This is a genomic window from Nocardia sp. NPDC050799 (assembly GCF_040654015.1).
GTDB lineage: Bacteria > Actinomycetota > Actinomycetes > Mycobacteriales > Mycobacteriaceae > Nocardia.
Map to the genome: position 1 here is coordinate 269,299 of NZ_JBFAHF010000003.1, position 25,288 is coordinate 294,586.

At 69.1% G+C, this 25,288-nt stretch carries 22 protein-coding genes; 8 read left to right on the forward strand and 14 right to left on the reverse strand.

Annotated features, from left to right (window positions below):
* Nucleotides 1–131: 131 nt before the first annotated feature.
* The gene (locus AB0H42_RS05405; protein WP_357050164.1) at nt 132–1,367 is read right to left on the reverse strand and encodes an MFS transporter; all 1,236 of its coding nucleotides are present in this window, start codon (nt 1,365–1,367) and stop codon (nt 132–134) included.
* Between the two features lie 278 nt (nt 1,368–1,645).
* Here AB0H42_RS05405 and AB0H42_RS05410 point away from each other — a divergent pair, with 278 nt between their 5' ends.
* Entirely contained in the window at nt 1,646–2,392 is a 747-nt protein-coding gene (locus AB0H42_RS05410; protein WP_357050167.1) for an RNA pseudouridine synthase, read from the forward strand.
* A 584-nt stretch (nt 2,393–2,976) separates the two neighbouring features.
* Nucleotides 2,977–3,753, forward strand: coding sequence for a metallophosphoesterase (locus AB0H42_RS05415; protein WP_357050170.1), 777 nt, complete (start codon nt 2,977–2,979; stop codon nt 3,751–3,753).
* A gap of 6 nt (nt 3,754–3,759) precedes the next feature.
* On the opposite strand, the gene AB0H42_RS05420 is transcribed toward AB0H42_RS05415, so the two are convergent.
* Entirely contained in the window at nt 3,760–4,812 is a 1,053-nt protein-coding gene (locus AB0H42_RS05420) for an AraC family transcriptional regulator (RefSeq protein ID WP_357050173.1), read from the reverse strand.
* 41 nt (nt 4,813–4,853) lie between these two features.
* Nucleotides 4,854–5,768 carry a cation diffusion facilitator family transporter gene (locus AB0H42_RS05425; protein WP_357050175.1) on the reverse strand — a complete coding sequence of 305 codons (915 nt, stop codon included), beginning with the start codon at nt 5,766–5,768 and terminating at the stop codon, nt 4,854–4,856.
* A 212-nt stretch (nt 5,769–5,980) separates the two neighbouring features.
* Between AB0H42_RS05425 and AB0H42_RS05430 the strand changes: the two genes are divergently transcribed.
* Together AB0H42_RS05430 and AB0H42_RS05435 are read left to right on the forward strand one after the other, a co-directional pair.
* Complete coding sequence (locus AB0H42_RS05430) at nt 5,981–8,098, forward strand: ATP-binding cassette domain-containing protein (RefSeq protein WP_357050228.1); 2,118 nt, start codon at nt 5,981–5,983, stop codon at nt 8,096–8,098.
* Entirely contained in the window at nt 8,095–8,829 is a 735-nt protein-coding gene (locus AB0H42_RS05435) for an energy-coupling factor transporter transmembrane protein EcfT (protein WP_357050178.1), read from the forward strand. Before AB0H42_RS05430 ends, AB0H42_RS05435 begins: the two co-directional genes overlap by 4 nt.
* Nucleotides 8,830–8,835: 6 nt before the next feature.
* Here the strand turns inward: AB0H42_RS05435 and AB0H42_RS05440 are convergent, their stop codons facing one another.
* The 6 genes from AB0H42_RS05440 to AB0H42_RS05465 form a co-directional block, all read right to left on the reverse strand.
* Nucleotides 8,836–9,018 carry an antitoxin gene (locus AB0H42_RS05440; RefSeq protein ID WP_030522773.1) on the reverse strand — a complete coding sequence of 61 codons (183 nt, stop codon included), beginning with the start codon at nt 9,016–9,018 and terminating at the stop codon, nt 8,836–8,838.
* A gap of 86 nt (nt 9,019–9,104) precedes the next feature.
* Nucleotides 9,105–11,327: an ATP-dependent DNA ligase gene (locus tag AB0H42_RS05445; RefSeq protein WP_357050181.1), complete on the reverse strand. Its 2,223-nt coding sequence runs from the start codon at nt 11,325–11,327 to the stop codon at nt 9,105–9,107.
* A 50-nt stretch (nt 11,328–11,377) separates the two neighbouring features.
* Nucleotides 11,378–11,620, reverse strand: a complete 243-nt coding sequence (locus tag AB0H42_RS05450) for an antitoxin (protein WP_357050184.1) — start codon at nt 11,618–11,620, stop codon at nt 11,378–11,380.
* A 34-nt stretch (nt 11,621–11,654) separates the two neighbouring features.
* A complete protein-coding gene (locus AB0H42_RS05455; RefSeq protein ID WP_357050231.1) occupies nt 11,655–12,800 on the reverse strand; it encodes an MBL fold metallo-hydrolase in 1,146 nt (381 codons plus the stop codon).
* Nucleotides 12,800–13,525 carry an enoyl-CoA hydratase gene (locus tag AB0H42_RS05460; protein WP_357050187.1) on the reverse strand — a complete coding sequence of 242 codons (726 nt, stop codon included), beginning with the start codon at nt 13,523–13,525 and terminating at the stop codon, nt 12,800–12,802. The genes AB0H42_RS05455 and AB0H42_RS05460 overlap by 1 nt, the downstream gene beginning before the upstream one ends.
* A gap of 149 nt (nt 13,526–13,674) precedes the next feature.
* Complete coding sequence (locus tag AB0H42_RS05465; protein WP_357050190.1) at nt 13,675–14,532, reverse strand: aldo/keto reductase; 858 nt, start codon at nt 14,530–14,532, stop codon at nt 13,675–13,677.
* 117 nt (nt 14,533–14,649) lie between these two features.
* On the opposite strand from AB0H42_RS05465, the gene AB0H42_RS05470 reads away from it, so the two are divergent.
* Together AB0H42_RS05470 and AB0H42_RS05475 are read left to right on the forward strand one after the other, a co-directional pair.
* Nucleotides 14,650–14,928 carry a helix-turn-helix transcriptional regulator gene (locus AB0H42_RS05470; RefSeq protein ID WP_357050193.1) on the forward strand — a complete coding sequence of 93 codons (279 nt, stop codon included), beginning with the start codon at nt 14,650–14,652 and terminating at the stop codon, nt 14,926–14,928.
* Nucleotides 14,925–15,473 carry a hypothetical protein gene (locus tag AB0H42_RS05475; RefSeq protein WP_357050196.1) on the forward strand — a complete coding sequence of 183 codons (549 nt, stop codon included), beginning with the start codon at nt 14,925–14,927 and terminating at the stop codon, nt 15,471–15,473. Before AB0H42_RS05470 ends, AB0H42_RS05475 begins: the two co-directional genes overlap by 4 nt.
* 49 nt (nt 15,474–15,522) lie before the next feature.
* Here AB0H42_RS05475 and AB0H42_RS05480 read toward each other — a convergent pair whose 3' ends face one another.
* The 5 genes from AB0H42_RS05480 to AB0H42_RS05500 form a co-directional block, all read right to left on the reverse strand.
* Nucleotides 15,523–17,061, reverse strand: a complete 1,539-nt coding sequence (locus AB0H42_RS05480) for a carboxyl transferase domain-containing protein (protein WP_357050199.1) — start codon at nt 17,059–17,061, stop codon at nt 15,523–15,525.
* Between the two features lie 73 nt (nt 17,062–17,134).
* The gene (locus AB0H42_RS05485; protein WP_174372388.1) at nt 17,135–17,737 is read right to left on the reverse strand and encodes an ATP/GTP-binding protein; all 603 of its coding nucleotides are present in this window, start codon (nt 17,735–17,737) and stop codon (nt 17,135–17,137) included.
* Complete coding sequence (locus AB0H42_RS05490) at nt 17,718–18,092, reverse strand: DUF742 domain-containing protein (RefSeq protein ID WP_030522783.1); 375 nt, start codon at nt 18,090–18,092, stop codon at nt 17,718–17,720. The genes AB0H42_RS05485 and AB0H42_RS05490 overlap by 20 nt, the downstream gene beginning before the upstream one ends.
* 7 nt (nt 18,093–18,099) lie before the next feature.
* Nucleotides 18,100–18,513, reverse strand: coding sequence for a roadblock/LC7 domain-containing protein (locus AB0H42_RS05495; protein ID WP_030522784.1), 414 nt, complete (start codon nt 18,511–18,513; stop codon nt 18,100–18,102).
* Nucleotides 18,510–22,115: an ATP-binding protein gene (locus AB0H42_RS05500; RefSeq protein WP_357050202.1), complete on the reverse strand. Its 3,606-nt coding sequence runs from the start codon at nt 22,113–22,115 to the stop codon at nt 18,510–18,512. Before AB0H42_RS05500 ends, AB0H42_RS05495 begins: the two co-directional genes overlap by 4 nt.
* A gap of 389 nt (nt 22,116–22,504) precedes the next feature.
* Here AB0H42_RS05500 and AB0H42_RS05505 point away from each other — a divergent pair, with 389 nt between their 5' ends.
* Both AB0H42_RS05505 and AB0H42_RS05510 read left to right on the forward strand, forming a co-directional pair.
* Entirely contained in the window at nt 22,505–24,451 is a 1,947-nt protein-coding gene (locus tag AB0H42_RS05505) for an AMP-binding protein (protein WP_357050205.1), read from the forward strand.
* A gap of 94 nt (nt 24,452–24,545) precedes the next feature.
* On the forward strand, nt 24,546–24,944 hold the full coding sequence (locus AB0H42_RS05510) for a hemophore-related protein (RefSeq protein WP_357050208.1): 399 nt from the start codon (nt 24,546–24,548) through the stop codon (nt 24,942–24,944).
* Nucleotides 24,945–25,288 lie beyond the last annotated feature (344 nt).

The following is a 25,288-nucleotide window of genomic DNA, read 5'->3' on the forward strand; positions in this document are numbered from 1 at the left end:
ACCTCCTTCGAAGTGTGCGCATGCGGTCCGCGAAAGCCGAAGCGTTGCCGGAGGTACCGCCTCATGAGAACTCCTTCGAAAACGGGTACATACGTCGGCGGAGGCCGCAGCGAAGGCGGAGGTACCGCCTCTCATGTGTGATTCCGCTCCACCTGGTGGCGCACCACGATCAGCGTGAACAGCAGCGCGACCAGGGCCACCACCGCGAGCGCCAGCAGGCCCGGGCCGTAGTCGGAGGTCACCTCGTGGACGGCGCCCATCACCAGCGGTGGCACGAAGCCGCCCAGCCCACCGGCGGCGCCCACGAAACCGGTGACCGCCCCGACCTTGCCCGCGGGCGCGATCAGGGCGACCAGCGCGAAGGTTGCGCCGCTGCCCGCGCCGAGCGCGGCGGCCAGCACCAGGAAGGCGAGGGTGCCGATCGGCGCCAGGCCGGAGGTCGTGGCCTGCACGGAGGCGGCGATCACGGCGGCACACAGCGTGGCGGCGAGGACCGTCGGCGCGTCGAACCGATCCGCCAGCCAGCCGCCGACCGGCCGCATGACCACCGCGAACAGCACGAACCCGGCCATACGGTTGGCCGCGTCGGTCTGGGACAGGTCGTAGGCGGTGCGCAGATAGGAGGGCAGGTAGACGGAGAAGGCCACGAAACCGCCGAAGGAGACGGCGTAGAGCGCCGAAGCCGACCAGGTCGCGGGCAGTCGCACGGCCTGGTTCAGCCGGGCGGTGACGGATTCGGTGGGTGGGGTGTGGCCGGGTGCGTCACGCAGCAGGTACCAGGCGACGCTCGCGTAGATCACCAGCGCGACCGCGCACAGCAGGAACGGTGTGGCGGTATTGCCCGCGTCCACCAGACGCACCGTGGTCAGGGCGCTGATCGCGGTACCACCCATGCCCATCCCGTACACACCGATCGCCAGCCCCTGCTTCTCGGGCGGGAACCAGGCGCTCACGAACGGCACCCCGACCGCGAACACCGTGCCGCCGATACCGAGGAAGAAACCGCCGATCAGCAGGGCTGCCAACGCGGAATGCCCGACCAGGCCCAAGAACAGCACCGGCAGCACCGTGATCAGCGAAACCACCGGGAACATCAGGCGCCCGCCGTAGCGGTCGGCCAGCGCACCGATCGGGATCCGGCCCAGCGAACCCACGATCACCGGAACGGCCACCACCAGCGACTCCTGGAAGGAATTCAGCCCGAGCTCGTCGCGGAACCGCGGCGCCAGCGGGCTCAGCAGCGCCCAGGCCCAGAAATTGAGCGCGAAGCCCACCGTGGCCAGGACCAGCATCAGGGTGCGCCCGCCGGTCACGGTACGGTCGCCGGCCACGGCTCGGCCAGGATTCAGCGGGGTCGAAGAGGCCACCATCACTCCTGGGGAGATCGGTCCGGCTAGCTCTCGCGCCCGGTGGACACCTGGTCCAACCGCTCGACGGGCGATTCGGTCATCGAACGCGGCCGGGAAGGCCGGGCCCTCCCGAACCGCCGTTATCGCGATATTATGGCTCACGACCGTACTGTCGCCATTGTGCCCGCTACGGGCCCGACTCCCGGCTCATCCGGGAATCCCGGAGTTTCGTCATGTCACCGGCCCCGCCGGAACCTGCCCGATCACCCCCGGCATCCGGCTCCTAGGCTCGACCGGTGGATATCGACTGGCCCGAGCTGCGCGCCCGCAGCCTGCTCATCGAGGACGAGGCGGTTCTGGCCCTGAACAAACCGGCCGGGGTATCGGTCACCGGAGAGCGTCACGATATCGATATCGTGGCTGCCGCCGAGGCGCACGGCGAAAAGCTGTACCCGGTCCACCGGATCGACAAGGTGACCTCGGGCCTCATCCTGTTCGCCCGGGAACTGCCCGCCCACGGCCCGCTGACCCGCCAGTTCAACAAGCAGACCGCCGAAAAGGTCTACCTGGCGATCGTCGACGCCGGTGCCGCCGAGCTCCCCGACACCGGGATCATCGATCTTCCGCTCAGCGTGGGACGCAAGAACCGCGTCCGAGTCGCCGCCCCGCGCGAAACGATCCGGCGCGACGGCGACCGCTGGTCCGTCGCCGACACGGACCTGCTGAACACCAAGAACTACCCCTCGACCACCGAGTTCACCGTCCTCGCCCGGCACCGCGAGCACACCGTCGTAGTGCTGCGCCCGATCACCGGCCGCCGCCACCAGCTGCGCGTACACCTGGCCTGGATCGGCCACCCCATCCTGGGCGATCCCCTGTTCGACCGCTTCGGCACGACCCCGCGCGCCCATCTGCACTCCTGGCGCCTCGGCCTGGCCGCCGACTGGCGCCCCGACGGCAGACTGGAGCTGGAGGCCCCGCCCGGCGCCGACTTCTGGTCACCGCTCCCCGGCCCGCCGCCCGCCCTGCCCGGGTCTCGGTGAACCCCGAATACTGTGCGGCCACCGCCGTGCGGTCATGAACGCCTCCACATGCCGGTGGCCGAGGCCGAAGAGTTCTTCGGCTCCGGTGCCCGTGCTCACACCCGGCGAACCGATCACCGTTGCCGGATCGCCCGGACCGGTTTCGGCCGTGGTCCTCGATACCCGGATGCGATCGCTGCCCGCCCCGGGTTCGCGGGCGGACATTTCCTTTCCGGCCCTGCCTCGGCGGAATCGAGGCGTTCCCGGCCGTGCCCGATTCGCAGCGGTCCCGGCCACATCCCGCAGCACCCCGCCCCCGTGGTGTCCTCCCTCATACCCGCACTGTTTGCACTGGCCAACTGCCCTAAGCTGGTTGACGGACCCAGCACCGGACCGGGACCCACGGTTGACGAATCCAAAACCGGACCGGGACACCACGCGGTGTCGAGTCTTACGAGACCCTGAAAGGGTCGAGGCCCGTCCCGCCGTTCAGTCCTCGAAAGCGCATGAGCCGAAGGCTCGAGTCTCGAGGGCTGAACGGCGGGACCGAGGGGGCCTCGACCCCGCGGCGCCGGAGGCGCCGCAAATAAACACAGGAGCGTCCGATGATCTTGGTGGCTCAGATCAGCGATACACATTTCGACCTCGGCACCCGTAACACCGAACGCGCGCAGCGGGTCATGGCCTATCTCGCGGATCTGCGACAGCGGCCCGATGTGATCGTGGTGACCGGCGATATCACCGATTCCGGCAAACCCGAGGAGTACGCCGAGGCCCGGACGGCGCTGCAGGCCGATCTGCCGGTGCTGGCGATCCCGGGGAATCACGACGACCGGGCGGCGTTCCGGGAGGTGCTGCTCGGCGCTCCCCCGCTCGACGCCACGGTCAACCAGGTGCACCGGGCCGGCAGTGTCACGCTGATCCTGCTCGATTCCAGTGTTCCCGGGCAGTCCGGTGGGCAGCTGACCGACGAGACCTACGACTGGCTGCACGAGACCCTCGCCGATACTCCCGCCGACGATGCCGTGCTGCTGGCGCTGCACCATCCCCCGGTTTTCCTGCACAGCCCGATCGTGGACCCCATCGCACTGGCCGCGCCGGAGCGGCTGGCCGCGGTCATCACCGGCGACGAGCGGATCATCGGCACGCTGACCGGGCACGCGCACACCGCCGCGGTCGCCACCTTCGCCGGACGTCCGCTGCTCATGGGCCCCAGTACCGCCTCGGTACTGGGCGGTGAATGGGAACTCGCCCCGCCCGAGCGGGTGATGGACTACGCGCCGGACCCGGCGGTCGCGCTGCACGTCATCGACGACGAGCATCGGCTGATCACCCATTTCCGCAGTGTCCCGATGGGTGGCTGGATCGGTACGCCGTTCTGATCCGGTTCAGTACCGGCCGGCGCGGGCCCGCCGGTAGGCGGCGGGAGTGCCGCCGGTCCAGCGCCGGAAGGCGTAGATGAAGGTCGAGGCCTCCGCGTAGCCGAGCCGGATCGCCACATCGCTCACCGACAGCGGGGTGGTGGTCAGCATCTCCTCCGCCAGGGCCTGGCGTACTTCGTCCAGCAGGGCCCGGTAGCTGGTACCGGCCGCGTCGAGATGTCGGCGCAGGGTGCGGGTGCTCATGTTCAGGTCGGCGGCCACGGTGTCGATACCGGGCGGCGCGGTGAGTCCGTCCATACCGCCGCGGGGCACCAGCCGCGCGCGCACCTCCGCGGCGATGCCGGTTCTCGCCCGCCGCCGGTGCACCAGATCCCGGCACTGTGCCAGGCAGATGGCCAGCGTGTGCTCGTTGGCCTGCGGTAGCGGCCGGTCCAGGATCGCCGGGTCGATGGCCAGCAGGTTGTGTGGCTGCCCGAACCGCGGCCGGGCCACGGTCACCTCGGCGATCAGGTCGGCGTAGGACGGTTCGGGAAACCGGAATTCGGCGCGCAGCAGGGCCAGGTGCCGGCCCAGCAGATCGCTCATCACCTGGTGCATGGCCGTCACATCCCGTTCCACCAGGAACTGGCGGACGTCGGCGGGCACCGATTCGTCGTGGATACGGCCGATGAATTCACCGTGCTCCCAGTGCGTTACCGGCAGGCAGAAGGTGAAGCTCAGTTCGAGGTAGCGCAGGATGAAATCGATCGCCTCGGCCAGAGTGGGGCTGCTGACACAGGCGAAACCGAAGATGCCGAAGGTGGTGATGCGATAGCGTCGGCCCACCTCGATGCCCATACCGGGGCGGTCGAGTTCGCGGACCAGGTTGCGCACCACGGCGAGTTCGGTGTGCGCGTCGATCTGAGCGTCCGGGTCGCGCAGCCGGGCCTCGGTGAGATCGGTACCGCGCAGCAGTGCGGTGACCGGAACTCCGTGCTCCGAGCCGTATCCGGCCATGAGCGCGACACTGGCGACTCCCCGCGGGAAGTCCCAGTCCCGGATCGACGGACGTTGCACCATGCCGACATTATGGCCGAATATCTCGATTGATCACTATGTGGTCACCAGGAGAGCTCCGCGCACCGGCGGGCGGTGTCGGTGGTCTCCACCTGAAGGGTCGCGTGGTGGATGTGGAAGCGGTCGGCGAGCAGGTGCTGGGCCGCGCGCAGGATCTCGTCCCCGGAATCGGATGCCGTGGTGGTGATATGGGCCGAGGCGACCTCCATACCCGAGGTCAACGTCCAGACATGCAGGTCGTGGACATCACAGACCCCGGGGACCGCGGCCAGTTCGGCCGCCACCTTCTCCACGTCGAGCTCTTCTGGGCTGTGCTGGAACAGAATGCGCAGCGAGCGCCGGGCCAGCAGATAGGTCCGGGGCAGCACCCACAGGCCGATGGCGACACCGACGATCATATCGGCGTAGAGCCAGCCGGTGGTCAGCGTGATCGCGGCGGACAGCAGCACGCCGAACGACCCGACCATATCGGCCAGTACCTCGAGATAGGCGCCGCGCACATTGAGGCTCTCCTCGGCCCCGCGCCGCAGCAGCAGGAAGGCCGCGATATTGGCCAGCAGGCCGATGGCGCCGGCGGCCAGCACCGGCCCGCCGGGCACCTCCGGCGGTTCCCCGAACCGGCGCACCGCCTCGATCAGTACATACCCGGCGACCGCGAACAGCAGGACGGCGTTGGCGAGCGCGGCGATCACCTCGGCCCGGTAGTAGCCGAAGGTGCGGGTGTAGCTGGGCCGTGTATTGCGGGCGAGCATGATGGCCGACAGCGCCATGGCGATACCCACGACATCGGTGAGCATATGGGCGGCGTCCGACAGCAGCGCCAGCGAACCGGTGGCCAGCGCGACCACCAGCTCGACCAGCATGAATCCCAGTCCGATGGCCAGCGCGAGCCCCAGGCGGCCGACATATTTTCCCGAGGCGCTCTCCGGCGATACGTGATGCGTATGATCATGTCCCACGCGACAAACATATGCGTCAATGCGCATGCTTGCAATACCTTCGATTCGCGCCCACCCGCCAGGCTGGCAGACTCGAGTACGTGAGCGACCAGTCCGCAGCCCCCCGCCCCGGCGAACCCGACGCGCCCGTGCTCGGTTCGACCGGACCCGGCAGCGGGCACGGCGGAAGCGACCACGGCACCGCGTCGAACCGGTCCCGGCGCGGCAGCGCGCTGCGCCCGATCGAGCTCGCCACCGGCGCGGTACTCGGCGGCGTCACCGTCGGACTGGTGACCGTCGGCGCCGTGATCCCGTTCGCGGCCGCCCTGCAGCTGGTCGCGGCCGTGCCCATGGGTCTGCTCGCGCACCGCTACCGATTCCGGACCGTGCTCACCGCCTCGATCTCGGCCGCCCTGGTCACCTTCGTGGCGGCCGGCCTCACCGCCGCCATGGCGATGGTCGCCACCGCCACCATCGGTGGCATCGTCGGCACGGTCAAACGCCGCCACGGCGGTATCGTCGCGGTCACCGGGCTGTCGGTGCTCGCCGGCCTCGCCTGGGGCGCCTTCTCGGTCGGCTTCCTGCTGGCCTTCTCGGCCACCCGCGACCTGCTCTTCGACACCGTCCGCAACACCGCGACCGGCCTGGCCGAGCTCACTTCCCGCCAGCAGCATCTGGAACCACTCGGCCGCGGCGTCCTGCACGTCACCGATGTGGTCCTGCAGTGGTGGTGGCTGTACATCGGCGGCACCGTCCTGGCCGGGACCGTGGTCACCGCGCTGGTCTCGTGGTTCGTCCTCGGTTCCGTCCTGGACCGCCTCACCTGGCTCCCCGGCACCGACCGCCTCGACGCCCCCGCCGACGACCGCCCGATCGCGCCTTTGCCGGTGGCCCTGCGCGCGGCCGGATACCGCTACCCCGGCGCCGCCGCCGACGCGTTGACCGGTGTCGACCTGCGGGTCGAGGTCGGCGAGTTCGTCGCGGTGGTCGGCCACAACGGGTCCGGTAAATCGACCCTGACCCGGCTGCTGGCGGGGCTGCCGCCGAGCAGCGGCACGATCGAGCGCCCCGGGTCCGCCGGACTCGGCCATCTGGGCGGTACGGCACTGGTCCTGCAGCGGCCGGAAAGCCAGACGCTGGGTGTGCTGGTCGCCGACGATGTGGTCTGGGGGCTGCCCACCGCTCTCGCGGCCGAAGTGGATATCGACGCCCTGCTGCACGAGGTCGGGCTGGACGGAATGGGCGGCCGGGAGACCGCCACCCTGTCCGGTGGCCAGCAGCAGCGACTGGCGGTGGCGGCGGCACTGGCCCGGCGCCCGGCCCTGCTCATCGCCGACGAAGCCACCTCCATGATCGACCCGGACGGCCGCCGCGAACTGGTGGCGCTGCTGGCCGGGCTACCGAAACGGCATGCCATGGCCGTCGTCCTGGTGACCCATCACGAAGCCGACGCCGACGCCGCCGACCGGGTGGTGCACCTGGCCGCCGGGCAGATGGTCGACCGGCTGCCGGCCTGGCCGAAACCGGCCCGTGCCCAGCGCCGCCGACCGATGGGCGAGACGCTGCTCGAACTGCGCGGTGTCCGGCACACCTACAACCGCGGCACACCGTGGGAGGCGCCCGCACTGCACGGTGTCGACCTGTCGGTCCGCCGCGGGGAAGCGCTGCTGGTGGTCGGCGGCAACGGATCCGGGAAATCGACCCTTGCCTGGATCATGGCCGGACTCATCGCCCCCAGCACCGGACGCTGCGAGCTGGCGGGCAAACCGGTCAGCAAACAGATCGGGCGGGTGGAACTGGCCTTCCAGCACTCCCGGCTGCAATTGCAACGGCATACCGTCGGCGAGGAGGTCGCCGACTGGGGTGGGGACGGCACCGGTTCGGGCACCGTGGGCAAAGCCCTGGACGCCGTCGGCCTGGACCGCTCCCTGACCACCCGGTCCATCGAAGAACTCAGCGGCGGCCAGGCCAAACGAGTGGTGCTGGCGGCCATCGTCGCCGCCCACCCGCAGGTGGTGGTGCTGGACGAACCGCTGGCCGGGCTGGACCCCGAGGGTCGCGCCGATATCGTCGAACTACTGGCCCGGCTCCGCGATTCGGGGCACACACTGATCGTCATCTCCCACGATGTCGAGGATGTGTCGGCTATCTGCGATCGCACCGTCCACCTGCGCGCGGGCCGTATCCCGGAAACCGAGACGGCGGCCGCCGCCGTGCCCGACGCGGAAACCGACACCGCACCCATTCCGGCGGTCCACCCACCCGATCCGGTACACCGGCCCGCCCCGGGCGCGGCCTGGCGGCTGCGCGGCGGCGACGCCCACGGCATCGACCACGGAGGCACCCGATGAGTACCGTCCTGCTGCGCCGGGTCCCGGTGGCCAGTCCGGTCCACAACCTGTGGGCCGGAACCAAGCTGATCGCCGCGTTCCTGATCAGCCTGCTGCTGATGATCCTGCCGAGCTGGCCGATCCTCGGCATCATGATCGTGTTCCTGATCGCGATCGGCCTCGTGGCCCGGCTGCCGCTGGGGGTCCTGCCCCGCCTGCCGCTACTGTTCTGGCTGCTGATCGCCTTGGGCGCACTGATCAATGTGCCCGTCGGCGGCGCCGCCGTACTGCGCTACGCGCAGGTGGTGGTGTTCGGGCTGATCCTGGTGGCCGCGTCCATGCTCATCGCCTGGACCACCCCCATGAGCGAAATCGCCCCCGCCCTGGCCACTCTCGGCCGGCCGCTGCGCCGCCTGCGCGTCCCGGTGGACGAACTGGCCGTGGTGGTGGCGCTGACCCTGCGCGGCCTCCCGCTGCTGCTCGAGGAGATCCGTATCCTGCGTGCCGCCCGCCGCCTGCGCCCCAAACCCGATCTACTGCACCGCACCACCGACCCGGTGATCGATATCCTCACCGCCGCCATGGCGGTATCCACCCGGCGGGCCGGCGAACTGGGCGAAGCGATCACCGCCCGGGGCGGGACAGGACAGCTCACCGCCCGCCCGGCCGCACCCGGCCGCAACGACGCCCTCGCCCTGGCAGTGGTGGTAGCGGTCTGCGCCGCGGCCCTGCTCGTGGAGATCCTCCTGTAAGAGGCTCTATTTCTTCTGGTCGCGCACGGCCTTACGGGCCGCCTCCTGCGCCTTGTCCACCTGCCCCGCGTACTTGCCGCCGGTCTTCTTGTCCACCGCGTCGCCGACCTTCTCGATCAGCGGCTCGACCTTGTCGGCGTTCTTGCGCGCCAAACCCAATGCCTTGTTCGCCAAGCCCTTGAAATCCATCACCGTACTCCTTGCTCGAACTCGTTCGAATATCACAGTACCCAGCGGATTCGACACATGGGCCACATCACCGGTCGCGACGGCGGTCACAGTTCGCCCAGCCACGCCGGATGCCAGAGCCGGCCGGTCTCGGTCCAATCCATGTAGCGCACAGTGCCTTCCACCTTCGGCGTGACCCAGATGGCGTCGCGGCGTTCGTCGGCCGACATCTCGTTGACGAACGGGCTGGTCTTGCGTTCCAGCCGGTGCAGCCGTGCGGCCAACTCGCGCATACCCGCGTCCCCGAATCCGGTGCCCACTCGTCCCGCGTACACCAGCCCGTCCTCGGCGGGAATGCCCACCAGCAGTGACGCGAACGGTCGGGCACGGCTGCGCCGCATTCCGCCGACCACCACCTGCCGGGTCCGCCAGTTGCGCTGCTTCACCCAGGTCCGGCCGCGGGTCCCGGGCAGGTACACCGAATCGACCTTCTTGGCGACGACCCCCTCCACCCCGTCCTGTTCGCTCCGCCGCACGGCATCCGCGCCGCTGCCCTCGTACGGCGGCGGCACCCACAGGGCGGGCGCGGTCGCGGCGAGTGCCTCCAGGACCCGGCGGCGGTCGCGGTAGCGTTTGCGCAGCAGCGAGGTACCGTCCAGGTAGAGCAGATCGAAGGCCACGAATTCCGCCCGTCGCGGATTCGCTTTCAGCAAGGCGAGGTTCACCACGCCGTCCGGGTCGCGGACGATGATCTCCCCGTCCAGCACCACCTGGTGCCCGTCCAGATCGGCAGCCAGCTCCGCCAGCTGCGGATACTGCGCGGTCACATCGCTGCCGGTCCGGCTGCGCAACCGGAGCTCCCCCGCTTCGACCTCCACGATGAGCCGGAAGCCGTCCCATTTGCGCTCGAACGCCCACTCCGATTCCGGTAGCGCCGCCACGTCACCGCTGATGGCCAACATGGGGGTCAGACCGCGCGGGAGGTCGGCCGCGGGCACCGGCTGATCCTTCATCAGATGCATGAGCCACTGATCGCCCTCGGTGCGGATCAACGCGTACCGGCCGTTCAACCGCGTTCCGCGCAGCACCACGATCACCTCGTCGTCCCGCCACTTCTCGGCCCGGTAGGTGCCGGTATCCCAGACCGACATCTCCCCCGCGCCGTACTCGCCGGACGGGATCGTGCCGTGGAAATCCAGGTAATCCAGCGGATGGTCCTCGGTGTGCACAGCGAGGCGGTTCTGGCGCGGGCTGTCCGGCGGCCCCTTGGGCACCGCCCACGAGGCCAGGACGCCGTCTCGTTCGAGCCGCACGTCCCAGTGCAGGCGGCGCGCGTGGTGTTCGTGGACGACGAACCGGTCTCCCGTGCCGCTCCGGGGCGATTCGGCGGGCACCGGTTCGGGGGTCCGGGCCGGGTCCCGCATGGACCGGTACTTCGTCAGCGCATCGTCGAGCGGCGGGTCCAGACCGGCGAGCAGGTCACCGTCGGACCGGTACCGGCGCAGGACCTCGTCGAAACGCAACTGCCGGAGCGCCGTCCCGTCCTCGATCTCCTCCCAGCTGCGCGGCGCCGCGGCATTCGGCTCCTCCCGGCCGCGCAGCGAATACGGCGCGATCGTGGTCTTCGCCGGATTGTTCTGACTCCAGTCCAGGAACACCTTGCCCGCGCGGACCTCCTTCGCCATGGTGGCCGTCACCAGATCGGGCAGCAGTTTCTCCAGGTTCTCCGCCACCTGTTTGGCCACCGTCGACGCGCCGCCCGGGCCGAGCGTGCGATCCAGTGGAACGTAGAGGTGGATTCCTTTGCTGCCGCTGGTCAGCGGGTAGGCGCGCATCCCGATCTCGCCGACCATATCCCGGATGCCCAGCGCCACCCGCGCGCATTCGGGCAGCCCCGCGCCCGGTCCGGGATCGAGATCGAACACCAGCCGGGTCGCCGGGCCGCGCTCGTCACCGTCGAAGCGCCACTGCGGCACATGGATCTCCAGCGCGGCCTGCTGCCCCAGCCAGACCAGCCCGGCCTGCGAGGAGATCACCGGGTAGGTCACCGGTCGGCCGGAATGCCGCTGGGTGCGGCGCGGCACCCAGGACGGAGTGCCGGCGGCCAGGTTCTTCTCGAAGAAGGAGGACGCGCCGACACCGTCGGGCCAGCGTTTGCGGGTGACCGGCCGGCCCGCCATATGCGGCAGCATGGCCGGGGCGATCTCGGCGTAGTACTCGAGCACCTCGCCCTTGGTGGTGCCGGTCGCCGGATACAGCACTTTGTCCGGGTTGCTCAGCCGGACCTCGATATCCGGCTGTCCCGGCTCACCTCCGAAACTCCGGCGCACCCCGGATCACATCCGCGGGCGGACAACCCCGTTCGGCGCCGCGCCGTACGTCACGGACGCGAATCCGGGCCCGGTCCGCCGTGCCGGTCCGGGCCACCGCCCGGATGTTCCGGCGGAACCACCTTGCGAGCGGCTTCCTTACCCTTCTGGATCTTGTCGGAGTACTTCCCCTTGGTCTTCTGGTCGAGGAAATCCCCGGCCTTGTCGACCGCCTGGTTGATCTTGTCCGAGTTCTTGGCAGCAGTCTCCTGCCCCTTGCCGACCAGATTCTTCAGGTTTTCCATCAAGCTCATAGCCGATTCCTTCCCTGTCACTGTGCGGAAGCGTTCACTCCATATCTTCCCACCACCGGCGCTCCGGCGGGAGGTCACGCGGATCGAGCCGCTGCCCGGGCACCGGGACCGCGATCTCGGTATCCGCCGCCGCGGCCGCGTCCACCAGCCGGCGGACCGGTTCGGCCCAGGGATGAGGCGCGAGGTTGAACGTCGCCCAATGGATCGGCACCAGGACGCCGTGCTCCGGTTCACCGAGGCACAGATCGGCGTGCGCGCGCACCGCCTCCTCCGGATTCATGTGGATATCGGCCCAGTGCGGGTCGTAGGCGCCGATCGGCAGCAGGGTCAGATCGAACGGACCCCACTGCGCGCCCGTGGCCGCGAATGCCTTGGTAAATCCGGTGTCCCCACCGAAATAGGCGCGATGTTTCGGGCCGACCAGTGCCCAGCCCGCCCAGAGCGTGGTGTTGCGGACCAGTCCACGGCCGGAGAAATGCCGGGCCTCGGTACAGATGATGGTGAGTTCGGGGCGGTCACCGTCGGCCGCGGACAGCGAATACGAGCAGTTCCAGTCCAATTCGACGATCCGCGCCTCCGGCACGCCCCAGTGCCGCAGATGCGCGCCGACACCGATCGGCACCACGAAAACCGACTGCTGGGTGCGGACCAGCGTGGCGATGGTGCCGGCGTCCAGGTGGTCGTAGTGGTCGTGTGAGATGACCACCGCGTCCACCCGCGGCAACTCCTCCAGCGCGACCGGGACGGGATGGATGCGGGACGGGCCGACCAGCCGGGAGGGCGAGACGCGCTCGCTCCACACCGGGTCGGTGAGCACCCGGTACCCATCGATCTCGATCAGCGCGCTGGCATGCCCGTACCAGGTGACCGCGAGATCGGCGGCCACGCCAGGATGCTCGGGCCGGGCCAGCGGCACCGCGTCCTTCGGCCGGCCGGCGCGCATACCGGTCACCATGGACAACAGGCCGGTCGGGTTTTCGCGCACGACGATCGGGGCCGCGGGTTCGGTGTTGTGGAACTGGCGGTCGCGATAACTTCGCGCCCCCGTTGCGGTGGGCGCGATGGCGGAGACGGACGCGCCGAGCGCGGCCGGCAATCCGTCCAGGGCTCGGGCCACCCAGCCGAAGACGGTCATTCCGGCAAGACCGGCCGCCGCGGCGGCGACAGTGCGGGCCTTCATCATTTGCCCACGAACTTGGCGGGACGCTTCTCCTGCCGGGCCTGCCTGCCCTCTTCCGCGTCCGCGCTGGACCATGCTGCCTCCAAAGCGGCCTGCTGTTCGCGGTTGGCCGGATCCCGGGTGCCGTCGTCGTTGAGTTCGAGTTTCAGGTGCCGCAGCGATAACGGCGCCAGCTCGGCGATGGATTTCGCCCAGCCCTGGGCGTCGGCCACCGTGCCGAGCCGATTCGCGAAACCGAAGGTGTAGGCGTCGGAGGCCGAGATCGGTTCGGCGGCGAGGAGCACGGTCCGGGCGGGGCCGCCGCCGATCAGCGAAACCAGCCGACGCGTGGTCCAGCGGTCCACCGAGATGCCCAGTTTCGCCGCCGGTATGGCGAGGTAGGAGTCCTGGGCCATCACCCGCAGATCCGCCGCCATCGCCAATTGCACGCCCGCGCCCAGTGCCGGACCGTTCAACGCCGCGATCACCGGGACCGGCATGGACTCGACCTCGTGCAGCATGTCCAGCAGGGCGTCTAGAAACTCGGTGGAGTACACACCGTCCAGATCCGCGCCCGCGCTGAACACCGAGCCGCTACCGGTGATCACGATCGCCCGGGAATCGAGGCGGGCATTGGACAGCGCCTCCCGCAGCCGGGTGACCAGGTCCAGGTTCAGCGCGTTACGCCGTTCCTCGCGTTGTAGTTCGATGGTGACGACGTCGCCGTCACGGCTGACCCCGAGCATGTGTGTCCTTCCCCGCTGAACGTATACCGATACAACCGCCGATAACGAGGCGCTACTGCCCACTCTGCCACAGGAGCGTCCCTCGCCCGGGGAAGGCGACACGGGTTATGGCCGCCCGGCCGGCGGCCGCGCGGCTACCGGCACCCGGTTCAGTTCTCCAGGCCGAAAGCGAAGGTTTCCGGGTCGGCGCCGGTGCGGGACCCGGAGTCCAGCGCGGAGATCGCCTGTACCTGATCGGCCGACAACTCGAACCCGAGAATGTCGAAGTTCTCCAAAATCCGGGCCGGGGTCACCGATTTCGGGATCACCACGTTGCCGAGTTGCAGATGCCACCGGATGATCACCTGCGCCGGCGTGCGGTCCACCTCACCGGCGATCCGGGTGATCACCGGATCGTCGAGGACGGTGCCCTGGCCGAGCGGACTCCACGCCTCCGTGGCGATGGCGTGCTCGGCGTGGTAATCGCGCAGTTCGGGCTGGGTCAGCCGGGGATGCAACTCGATCTGGTTCACCGAGGGGGTCTCCCCGGTTTCGGCGATGAGCCGCTCCAGGTCGGGGATCCGGAAATTGGAGACCCCGATGGAACGGACCCGGCCGTCGGCCTTCAGGCGCTGGAACGCGCGGAAGGTGTCCACGAAACGATCCGCGGTGGGCACCGGCCAGTGGATGAGATAAAGGTCCAGGTAGTCGAGCCCGAGCCGCTGCATACTCGCGTCGAACGCGCGCAGGGTGGAGTCGTAACCCTGGTCGGCGTTCCACAGTTTCGTGGTGACGAAGACCTCGTCGCGGGGTAGGCCGAAATGCCTGATGGCACGCCCCGTGCCCTCTTCGTTCTCGTAGATCGCCGCGGTGTCGATACTGCGGTAACCCGCGTTCAGCGCGGCGGTGACGGTGTCGAACACCTGGTCCGCCGGAACCTGGAACACCCCGAACCCGAGCTGTGGGATCAAGCTCCCGTCGTTCAACACGATCGGAGGAACTACACCGGTCTCACGTCTAGTGGTCACCGCCTCGACGGTAGAAGCGCTTCGGCGGCAGGTCAACGAACAGGAGGTCCGTGTCTATCGAACACTCGGCTAGGAAGCTACTTGACATATTGTTGTGTTTTCACAACACTTCATTGTGTGAGTCCAGTAAGGCGCGGGGAAACACTACCGATTTTCAATCGGATCGCAGTACTGCGGGCCGAACACCGGATGTCGCGAGCGACCCTGGCCGAAGCAGTCGACGTCAACCCCCAGACGATCGGCGCGCTCGAACGCGGCAACCACTACCCGAGCCTGGACCTCGCCCTGCGGATATGCGAGGTGTTCCGGCTGCCGGTGGAGGCGGTGTTCTCCCGAACCGAATTCACCCCCCTATCGGCCGAGGTGTACGCCCGCGAGAAAGGACAGCAGCCATGACCGCCGCCACCGAACCCACCACCCTGCTCGACCGATACCAGTCCTACCGCGTACGGCGCTGGTTAATCCGGGAGAAGCAGATCGCCGGCATGCTGCCGGGCTGGCGCACCACCCGGCGCCGCCGAGCCCTGGTGGTGCTGGTGATCACCGCGCTCGCCGTCCTCTTCGTCACCGGCGTGCTCTGCGCGTTCGGGTTGGCGTGGGCCGCGCTGTTCGCCGGGCTCAGCGCGCTGGTATTCCTGCCGGCCTGGACGATGCTGCGGATCGTCTCGCAGGCCCAGGACAACGCACCGGCGGAAACGCTGGACGAAATGGAGTTCGCCCAGCGTGAGAAGGCCCGGTCGTTCGGACTGTCCGTTACCCAGGGCCTGACGGTGTTCCCGATGATGTATCTGGTCTGGAGCGGGGCGCTGTTCCCCGAGGCGGACGCCTTCCGCACCGCCTACGCCGGCGGTGTGATGGTCCTGGCGACCTTGCTCGCCGGCGGTTGCGCCCCCGCGATGATCCTGGCCTGGAACCGATCCGAGCCCGAACCGGAGAACTGATCGCCGGCGGCCCGCCCGGAGAGCTTTCTCAGGAGCGGGCGCCCGCCGCCTAGGCCCCCGGCCGACCGATCCCGCCGCTTCGGGGCGGGACCCCCAGCCGGCGGTAACGGCGCTGCCGGGTGGCCTGCCGTTCGGCGGGTGATTGCGCGCTCAACCGGTCGAGTTCCGCGGCGATCGCCGCGACGGTGCGGCGCGCGAATTCGACCGGCTCGTCCGCGGCGTCGGGATACTCCGGCACGATACGATCCACGATCCCGTCGGCCAGCAGATCCGCCGACCGGATACGTTGTGCCGCGGCCAGTTCCGGCGCGTGCTCGGTATCGCGATGGACGATCGCGCTGGCCCCCTCCGGCGGAAGCGGTGCGAGCCAGCCGTGGGTGGCCGCCAGCACCCGGTCCGCCGGTAGCAGCGCGAGAGCGCCGCCGCCGGTCCCCTGGCCGAGCAGCACCGAAACCGTCGGGGTGTCCAGCGTCACCAGCTCGGCCAGGCAGCGTGCGATCTCGGGTGCCAGCCCCCGTTCTTCGGCCTCTTTGGACAGCGCGGCGCCGATCGTATCGATCACCAGCACCAGCGGAAGCCGCAGTTCGGCCGCCAGTTGCATACTGCGGCGCGCTTCCCGCAGCGCGGCCGGGCCCATGGTGTGCTCGGGGTCCTGATGGGCGCGGTCGTGACCGAACACGACGCACGGCCGGCCGTGGAACCGCGCGAGAGCCAGCACCACGGTGCGATCCGCCTCCCCCTGGCCGGTGCCGCTGAGCGGAACCCGCTGGGTGGTCCGCCGGAGCAGTTCGCGCAGCCCCGGACGATCCGGCCGTCGGGAGGCGAGGACCGAATCCCAGGCCGCGGTGGCCGATCGGGTCACCCGGAACTCGTGCGCGACAACGGGATCCGGCTCGCCGGGCGCCCGCACCCGGCCGCTGAAAACGCTCAGCGCGCGATGGGCGATACGCCGGAACACCGGTACCTCGACGACCCCGTCGATCACGCCGTGCCGGTATAGGTTCTCCGCCGTCTGCACACCGTCGGGAAACGGATGACCGTAGAGCGCCTCGTACACCCGGGGCCCGAGGAAACCGATGAGCGCGCCCGGTTCGGCGAAGGTGATGTGCCCCAGTGACCCCCACGAGGCGAATACCCCACCCATGGTGGGGTTGCGCAGGTACACGAGGTAGGGATGGCCGGCCGATTTATGTGCCGCCACCGCCCCGGCGATCTTCACCATCTGCACGAAGGCGAGGGTGCCCTCCTGCATCCTGGTACCGCCGGAAGTCGGCGAAGCGACCACCGGCAGCCCCAGTTCGGTGGCGCGTTCTACCGCAGTGACGATCCGCTCGGCCGCCGCGACCCCCACCGAACCGGCCAGGAATCCGAACTCGCACGCGATGACCGCGACGCGGCGACCGCGTAACAGTCCCTCGCCGGTGAGCACCGACTCGTCGGTTCCCGCCGCCGCGCTCGCCCGGGCGAGCGCGGACCGGTGGTCACCGGTCCGCGCCACGTCCAGGGGCGCGGAATCCCAGCTCACGAAGGAGCCCGGATCCAGCAGCGCCTCGAGTAGTTGCCTGGAGCCGATCCTCGACGATGTCATCCGAGCCGCCCCGGGGCGTCCCACACCGCAACTGTCCACACCGGCACGCCGACCAGTATGACGGGCAGCCGGATCAGTAGCCCCGGGTGACCTTCTGCAGCGCGTATTCGGTCAGCCGCACCAGCGCCTCCTTGGCCGGTTCCCGGCGGCGCGCGTCGATCGGCATGATCGGCACATCGGCCGGCACGGCCAGCGCCTGCCGGATGTCCTCGATCGGGTACTGGGGGGCGTCGTCGAACTGGTTGAGCGCCACGAGGAACGGCAGATTGCGCGCCTCGAAGTAGTCGACCGCCGCGAAACTGTCCTCCAGCCGCCGGGTGTCGATCAGTACGACCGCGCCGATCGCACCGCGGATGAGGTCGTCCCACATGAACCAGAAACGGTACTGGCCGGGAGTACCGAACAGGTACAGCACCAAATCCTCGGCCAGGCTGATCCGGCCGAAGTCCATGGCCACCGTGGTGGTGGATTTGCTCTCGATACCCGCGAGACTGTCGATCCCGGCGCTGGCATTGGTCACCAGAGCCTCGGTTCTCAACGGGACGATTTCCGAAACTGCCCCCACCAGCGTCGTTTTGCCCACGCCGAACCCACCTGCGACCACGATCTTCGCCGAAGTCGGCTTGGTCTGGCGGGTATCGACCTGTGCCGTCGAATCATATACGCCGGAGTCCACTGAGAACCCTTTCGATCAGCTCGCGACGTTCATCGTCGCTGGAATCGTCTTTCAAAGTCGCCGAAACGCGGACATGCCCGGCTTCGATCAGGTCCGCTACAAGTACACGCGCCACCCCGATCGGTATACCCAGTCGAGCCGCTAGTTCGGCGACCGACGGCGACTCCCTGCACAACTCGACTATCGAGTTTTCGATATTGCTCAGTTCGTACTGGCGTTCGAGCGAAATGGGATGGGACGCCACGAGAGCCTCGAGCGCCAGCTCCACCTTCGGTCGGGTACGACCGGCGGTCAGCGAGTACGGGCGCACGAGACTGGGCTCGGAGCCTCCCACGCGGTGATCCTCTATGTCCATCCCACCATCAGGAACCCATCGTGACGCGTGGAGTGGCCTGAACTGTCTGGCCTACGCGTTCGACCAACAAAGCCATCTCGTAGCCGACCTGCCCGATATCACAGGACGTATTGGTCAGCACCGCGAGATATGACCCGTCGCCCACCGCCATCAGCAGCAGGTAACCGTGCTCCATTTCGACGACGGACTGCAGAACTGTGCCGCCTTCGAACAGATTGGACACACCCACCGAGAGGCTCGCCAGTCCGGCCGTGACCGCCGAGAGCTGCTCGGCCCGGTCGACCGGTAGTTGGGCACTCGCCGCCATCAGCAGGCCGTCGGCCGAGACCAGAACGGCATGGGCTACGCCAGGAACCTCGCCTGCGAAGTTCGAAACCAGCCAATCCAACTGACGGTTCGTACCACCTAGTTCGGGGTTCATCGGTCTCCTTTGTCTCCGGTTAGGTTCATTGCTCTCATTGCACGGCCATCCCGAACACCTTGCTGGTGCCGACTCAAACTAGACCGGATCGTTTCGGGATTGCGACTCGGCGTCCGTTCCTGGGCGCCGCTGACAGCGCCGGGTACCAACCGGACACCCGGATTACGCTGCGGCAGACCGGCCGCGGTGCGGGTCTCGGGCTCGGCCTCGCTGGCCCGCCGGGCCGCCGTCCAGCCCTCGTCGCCCGGGGAGTCGAAGGACGCGACGGCCTGGGAACGATCGGAGTCCGAATCCGACAGCCATGCCGACATCATCTCCGCGAAGATGGGCGTCCCGCCCAGCACGCTGTCCGTCTCCTCGGCCGGCTGCAGCCGGGTCTGGAAGAAGGACGCCGTTTTCGCGGGGTTGGACTTGTAGCTGTGCCGTCCGGGTTCCCGCGCGGACGCCGGATCCTCGGCGGGCTCGGCCGCCCGCGGCAGCGCGACACCCGGCGGGTTGTCGAACCGCTCGGCGGTGTACCCGCCCGGTTCCCGGCGCGGCAGGCCGCCCGGTGCGGCGGGCTGCGGCGGCCGGCCCGGTGCGGCGGTGTCCCGCTGCGGCAGTGCGTTCGGATTGCCCCGGCCCGGCAGAGTGTCCCGGCCCGGCAGGCCGTTACCCGCCGGAGCCCCGCGCTGCGGCAGACCGCCACCGGAGGCGGGCCGCTGCGGCAATCCGTTGCCCGTGGGCTCACGCCGCGGCGGCAGACCGCCGAGGGCCGGGCGCTGGGTGGGCAGTTCACCGGAAGTCTCCCGGGCCGGCAGCCCGGCTTCGGCCGCCGGACGACGCTGGGACGGAAGCTCACCGGAGGTTTCTCGCTGCGGCAGCCCGGTGGGGCCGCCGGGCTCGCGCCGGGTGGGCAGGCCGCCGGAGGCCGGATCGGTCGCGGGGCGTGGTTCCGGTTCCCGCCGGGCCGGTCCGGCCGCGGCCGGACCGCGCTGCGGCAGCGACGCGGAGCCGTTGTCGCGGGCGGGCGCACCGTTGGCGCCCGGATCCCGTTGCGGCAGACCGTTCGGCCGGTGCTGGCCGGGCTGACGCGTGGGCAGCGAACCGGCGGGACGCGGCGGCGCGCCCGTTTCCGAGGCGGTCTCGGTGGGACGCTCTTCGGCCGGGCGGGCCGGTGCGGCGTCCCGGCGGCTACCGGGCGCTCCGTTTGCGCCGGGCTGGCGCTGCGGCAACCCACCCGGACCCGGCTGCGATGCGCCGGCGGCGCCGGGCTGCCGCTGCGGCAGCCCGCCGGGGCCGGTTTTGGGCTCCCGCGGCGGCGGACCGCCGGCGGTCGATTCGCCCGGGATACGCGGCGGCAGGGTCGGGGTGGCGCCGCCACCGCTCGGTCCCAGATTGCGTTTCGGCAGGCTGGCCGCGGCGAGTTTGCCGCGCTGCGCGGTGCTGCCCGCGCTGGCCTCCCGGAGACTGGTGGTGCCCTGCTCGCCCTCGCGGGCGCCTCCGGCCATCGCGCTACCCGGCTGCCGCTGCGGCAGCCCGCCCGCGCCCAGCGGCGCGGGAGCGGCCGGACGTTCCGGCGGCTTGGGCCGTTCGACGGCCGGCAGCGGTCCGCTCATGCCGGGGTCGACGGTCACCATCATGTTCCCGGCGGCCGTACGGCTGATTCCGCGGGTCTGCATCGACGGTCCGCCCGGCACATTGCGCAGCGCGGCCGCGGCGGCCTCGTCGGGCGACTGTTCCGGCTTCTTCTTCGCGGTGTCGTTCGGGACGACGGCCTGCGGCCCGGATCCGGTCGCCAGCGGCAGGATCTGGGTCTCCCCGGCGACGATCAGGCTCATCGGTACGTGCACGGTGACGGTGACGCCCGGATCGCGCGCGGTATCGAAGGTCGGCCGCAGCCGCACGTTGAGACCGTGCCGTTCCGCGAGCCGGCCCACAACGAACAGACCCATGTGGCGGGCGGTGTCCGGACCGGGTTCGGCGATGCTCTCGAGCCGGCGGTTGATCTCGGCCATCTCGCTCGGCGGCATACCGATACCGCGGTCGGCGACCTCGATGAGCAGACCCTGATCGTGTGCCTGCGCGAAGGTGAACTTCACGTCCGTCTCCGGCGGCGACGCACGCAGGGCGTTGTCCAGGAGTTCGGCGAACAGATGCGCCATATCGGAGGCGGCCGGTTCGATCAGCGCACCGCGCGGGGTGGCGCCGAGCTTGACCCGCTCGTAGTCCTCCACCTCGGAGATCGCGGCGCGCAGTACGTCGGCGATCTCGACGGGCGCGGATTTGGCGCGACGCTGTTTGGTACCGGCGAGAATCAGCAGGTTGTCGCCGTTACGGCGCATACGCGCGGCGAGGTGGTCCAGCCGGAAGAGGTTCTCCAGCAGGCGCGGATCCTTCTCGTCGTACTCCATCGCCTCGATGAGGCTGAGCTGATGGTCGACGAGCGATTTACTGCGCCGGGCCAAGGTCTCGAACATATCGTTGACCTGGGAACGCATCTGGGCCTGATCACTGGCCAGGCGCAGCGCCTGACCGTGGATATCGTCGATCGCGCGCGCGAGCTGACCGATCTCCTCCTCGGACCGGATGGGCATCGGTTCGAGGGGCACTTCCTCCGGCGAGGCACCGGTACGGAGCTGGGCGACCTCGTCGGGCAGATCACTTTCGGCGACCCGCAGGGCGGCCAGGCGCAGCCGGTGCAGCGGCACGATCATCGACCGGGCCACGAACACCGCGAGCAGCAGGGCCGCCAAAATCGTCAGCAGCACGACGATGGAGTACACGACCGCGTCGGACAGGGCCTTGTCGGCCATCTTCCGCACACCGTCGTCGATCGAGGAGGTGGCCTCGGCGATCAGTTTGTCGGTGGTCGCGGTGCTGTCCAGCAGCGATTGCCGGGCCTCGCCCAGGGGCAGTCGACCGGCCTGGGCCTCGGGGGTCTCCAGCATTCCGGCGCGGCTATCGATGCCCTGGCGCAGGATCGCGATATCGGGATCCTCGGCGTTGTAGCGCTGGCTCAGAATGTTCAGCAATGCGCGTTCGGTATTGGTCGCGGTGCGGTAGGCCTGCTCACCGGATTCCTGGTTGCGCAGCAGTTCCGCCGCGGCGGTGATCTCACCGACCATGGTGGACCGCAGATTCAGCGCGTCGACGAGGCGGAGCTTCGAGGGGTCGATCGATGCGTCACCGATCTCCCCGAGAATGGCCTCCACGGCCCGCACACCGGCGTTACGCGCTTTGTCGAGAACCTGCACGGCCTCGGCCGGCGGCAGATTCGACGGCGCCATACCACCGGCCCGCACCGCCTTGGCCTGGTCGATCATTTCCGTGAGCGCCTGCCGCGCCGCCGGTAGATCGTCGAGTTCGGCGAGGGCGGATTCGGCCCCGGCAATCGACTGGTCCAGCGTGGTCAGGTTGTCCTCGGTGACCATCGACCGGCCCGGCGCGATGGCGATCGCCTGCGAGCCGGCTGTCGCAGAGGTCGCCGAGCTGAGATCGAGGACGGAAGGAACGATACTGACGTTCTCGGAGGTCGAACCCAGCCGGTTCGCATTGCTCCATTCCGCCGAAATCCTGGACACGCCGAGCCCGACCGCGACCGCCAACGGCACAGCCAGCACGGCCGTAACCTTCCAGCGAAGGTCCCAGTTACTCAGCGCCCAGCGCTTCGTGCCGGACCTAGCGGCGTCACGCATTCCCACTCACTTTCCAACCTGGCCCCAGCCATGCTCCATCAGCGGAACTCCACACTCGCATAGTGGCTCGACGGGTGGAGCTGCCCGTGGGTCGCGGCTGGCCGAGAAATTGCGTCTACGACGGACCGAATTTGTGTCATCAGATTCTAACGGATCAATAACTTCTTGGTGTACTCAGCCCGGGTTCACGCACATTGACCAGCCGGTTACAGGCATAAGCCATGGTCGCGACACCCGACGGGGGGTCGCGTGAAGTCTGCCACAATCGTGCTGATCTATCGAGGCGAGGATTGCTGCGAGGCTAGGGAGCACGGGTGAACGCGAGGAACGAGTATCGACCGGTCTATCAGACCAGCCTGGTCGATCCCGCCGAGTTCTGGACCCGCGCCGCCTCGGCCGTCGATTGGGATGTACCCCCTGAGCAGGCACTCGACAGCGATCGCCGGACTCCGCGGTGGTTTCCCGGCGCGCGGCTCAATACCTGCTACAACGCGCTCGACCGGCATATCGACGCCGGCCGGGCCGACCAGACGGCACTGATCTACGACTCGGCGATGACCGGCCGTACCCGCGTCTACAGCTATGCCGAACTGCGCGACGAGGTCGCGAAATTCGCCGGTGCCATGCGTGATCTCGGGGTGACCGCCGGTGACCGGGTCGTGATCTACCTGCCGATGATTCCCGAGGCCGTGGTCGCGATGCTGGCCTGCGCCCGGATCGGAGCCGTGCATTCGGTGGTGTTCGGCGGATTCGCCGCCCCCGAACTCGCCGCCCGGTTCGACGACGCCGAACCCGTCCTGATCGTGACAGCGTCAGGGGGGCTGGAACCGAACCGGGCCATCGCCTATCCGCCCATTGTCGACGAGGCCCTCGCACTGGCCGGGACCACCGCGCCGCGGGCCGTGCTGGTGAAACAGCGTGCGGACTTCCCACCGCACAACCACGACGGGAATCCGGCCGTCGACACGGCCGTGCGGTGGCTGGACTGGGACGCCGTGGTCCGCGACGCCGAACCCGCGGCGCCGGTTTCCGTCGCGGCCACCGACCCGCTGTACGTGCTGTACACCTCCGGAACCACCGGTAGGCCGAAGGGCGTGGTCCGCGACAACGGTGGTCACGCCGTCGCGCTGACCTGGTCGATGCGCAATATCTACGATGTCGGCCCGGGGCAGGTCATGTGGGCCGCCTCGGATGTGGGCTGGGTGGTCGGCCATTCCTACATCGTCTATGCGCCGCTGCTGGCCGGTGCCACGACGCTGCTCTACGAGGGCAAACCGGTGGGCACACCGGATGCCGGTGCCTTCTGGCGGGTGGTGGCCGAACACCGGGTGCACACGCTGTTCACCGCGCCGACCGCCCTGCGGGCCATCCGCCGCGCCGACCCCGCCGCCGCATTCGCCCGCGACTACGACCTCAGTTCGCTCCGTTCTCTCTTCTGCGCAGGTGAACGGCTCGATCCCGCTACCTACCGGTGGGCCGCGGACACGCTGCTCGCCGACCGCGCGGACTGCCCGGTGGTGGACCACTGGTGGCAGACCGAAACCGGCTGGCCCATCTGCGCCAATCCCCTCGGGCTGCAGCGGCTGCCGATCAAACCGGGCTCGGCCTCGGTACCGGTGCCCGGATACCGGCTGCGGGTGCTGGATTCCTCCGGCAATCCCGTAGCCGCGGGCGCCGAGGGCAATATCGTCATCGGCCTGCCGCTGCCCCCGGGCGCGCTCACCGGCCTGTGGCACGACGACGAGCGCTATCAGCGTTCATACCTTTCGGCATATCCCGGCCATTTCCTCACCGGTGATTCCGGATATTTCGACGAAGACGGCTACCTGTTCGTCCTCGGCCGCAGCGACGATGTGATCAATATGGCCGGACACCGCCTTTCCGCGGGCAGTATCGAAGCGGCGGTCGCCGGCCACGACGCCGTCGCCGAATGCGCGGTGATCGGGCTGCCCGACGAACTCAAAGGGCAACGGCCCATCGCTTATGTCGTCCTCAAAGCCGACGCCGTCGTCGACCCCGAAACATTGCGCGACGAATTGAGCGAACGCGTCCGCAAACAGATAGGACCGGTCGCCGGCCTGTACGACGCCGTCGTGGTACCCGCCCTGCCGAAAACCCGCTCCGGCAAGATATTGCGCAAAACGATCCGTCAGATGACGGCGGGCGAAAACTACGAAATACCATCCACCATCGAGGATCCCGGTGTCCTGGACGAACTCGCCCGGATCGTGCGACCCGCCCAAAACTCAAACTCCTCTTAAGAAAACCTCAGAGGCCGGCCATGACGGCACAATACGGTCTGAGGCAGTCCACGAGCCCCGGCTCGACACGACACGGTAGGAGGCAGTAACTCTCATGGCACACACGACGACCCGGCTTCGCGGCACGCTCCGCCCGCTCACCCTCACCCTGGGGGCCGCCGCCGCGGTTACCGCGTTCCTGAGCCCCGCGGTCGCCTCTGCGGCACCGACGGATTTCGCCGAACCGCTGATCACCAGCGACTGCTCCTTCGCCCAGATCGATGCCGCGCTGCACGACCAGGCTCCGGAACTGGCGGCGATGTTGGACAACAATCCCGATCTGAAGGCGCAACTGCAGAGCAAGTTCGATCAACCGGTCGAACAGCGCCGCGCGGAACTGCAGCAGTACATCGACGAGAACCCCGAAGCGGCCCAGCAGGCCGAGAACGATCCCCGGTCCGAGCAGCTCCGGACCACCCTCCAGGGCGTCGCCGACAGCTGCCACAACTACTGAGTTTTGGGCGGCGCCTTCGGCGCCGCGGGGTTGAGGCCCCCGTGTGTCTCGCCGTTTCGGCCTCGAGACTCGAGCCTTCGGCTCATGCGCTTTCGGGGCCGAAACGGCGAGACGGGCCTCAACCCTTCGAGGTGTCTCGTAAAACTCGACGCATGCGAGTTGCGTCGGCATTCGACGTTCGGATCGCCTGCCGACTCGACCGTCCGGGCGACTTGGCATCTGATCGCCTGCACGAATAGCGGCACCCTCACGGCGGTGCCGAGTCTTACGAGGCCCTGAAAGGGTCGAGGCCCGTCCCGCCGTTCAGGCCTCGAAGCGCATGCGCGAAGCGCGAGTCTCGAGGC

Excerpts from the sequence above, each read along its gene's own strand:
- AB0H42_RS05415 (WP_357050170.1), top strand. The coding sequence starts at position 2,977 with ATGATCTTGGTGGCTCAGATCAGCGATACACATTTCGACCTCGGCACC.
- AB0H42_RS05420 (WP_357050173.1), bottom strand. The coding sequence starts at position 4,812 with ATGGTGCAACGTCCGTCGATCCGGGACTGGGACTTCCCGCGGGGAGTC.
- AB0H42_RS05435 (WP_357050178.1), top strand. The coding sequence starts at position 8,095 with ATGAGTACCGTCCTGCTGCGCCGGGTCCCGGTGGCCAGTCCGGTCCAC.
- AB0H42_RS05440 (WP_030522773.1), bottom strand. The coding sequence starts at position 9,018 with ATGGATTTCAAGGGCTTGGCGAACAAGGCATTGGGTTTGGCGCGCAAG.
- AB0H42_RS05450 (WP_357050184.1), bottom strand. The coding sequence starts at position 11,620 with ATGAGCTTGATGGAAAACCTGAAGAATCTGGTCGGCAAGGGGCAGGAG.
- AB0H42_RS05455 (WP_357050231.1), bottom strand. The coding sequence starts at position 12,800 with ATGAAGGCCCGCACTGTCGCCGCCGCGGCGGCCGGTCTTGCCGGAATG.
- AB0H42_RS05460 (WP_357050187.1), bottom strand. The coding sequence starts at position 13,525 with ATGCTCGGGGTCAGCCGTGACGGCGACGTCGTCACCATCGAACTACAA.
- AB0H42_RS05475 (WP_357050196.1), top strand. The coding sequence starts at position 14,925 with ATGACCGCCGCCACCGAACCCACCACCCTGCTCGACCGATACCAGTCC.
- AB0H42_RS05480 (WP_357050199.1), bottom strand. The coding sequence starts at position 17,061 with ATGACATCGTCGAGGATCGGCTCCAGGCAACTACTCGAGGCGCTGCTG.
- AB0H42_RS05490 (WP_030522783.1), bottom strand. The coding sequence starts at position 18,092 with ATGGACATAGAGGATCACCGCGTGGGAGGCTCCGAGCCCAGTCTCGTG.
- AB0H42_RS05495 (WP_030522784.1), bottom strand. The coding sequence starts at position 18,513 with ATGAACCCCGAACTAGGTGGTACGAACCGTCAGTTGGATTGGCTGGTT.
- AB0H42_RS05510 (WP_357050208.1), top strand. The coding sequence starts at position 24,546 with ATGGCACACACGACGACCCGGCTTCGCGGCACGCTCCGCCCGCTCACC.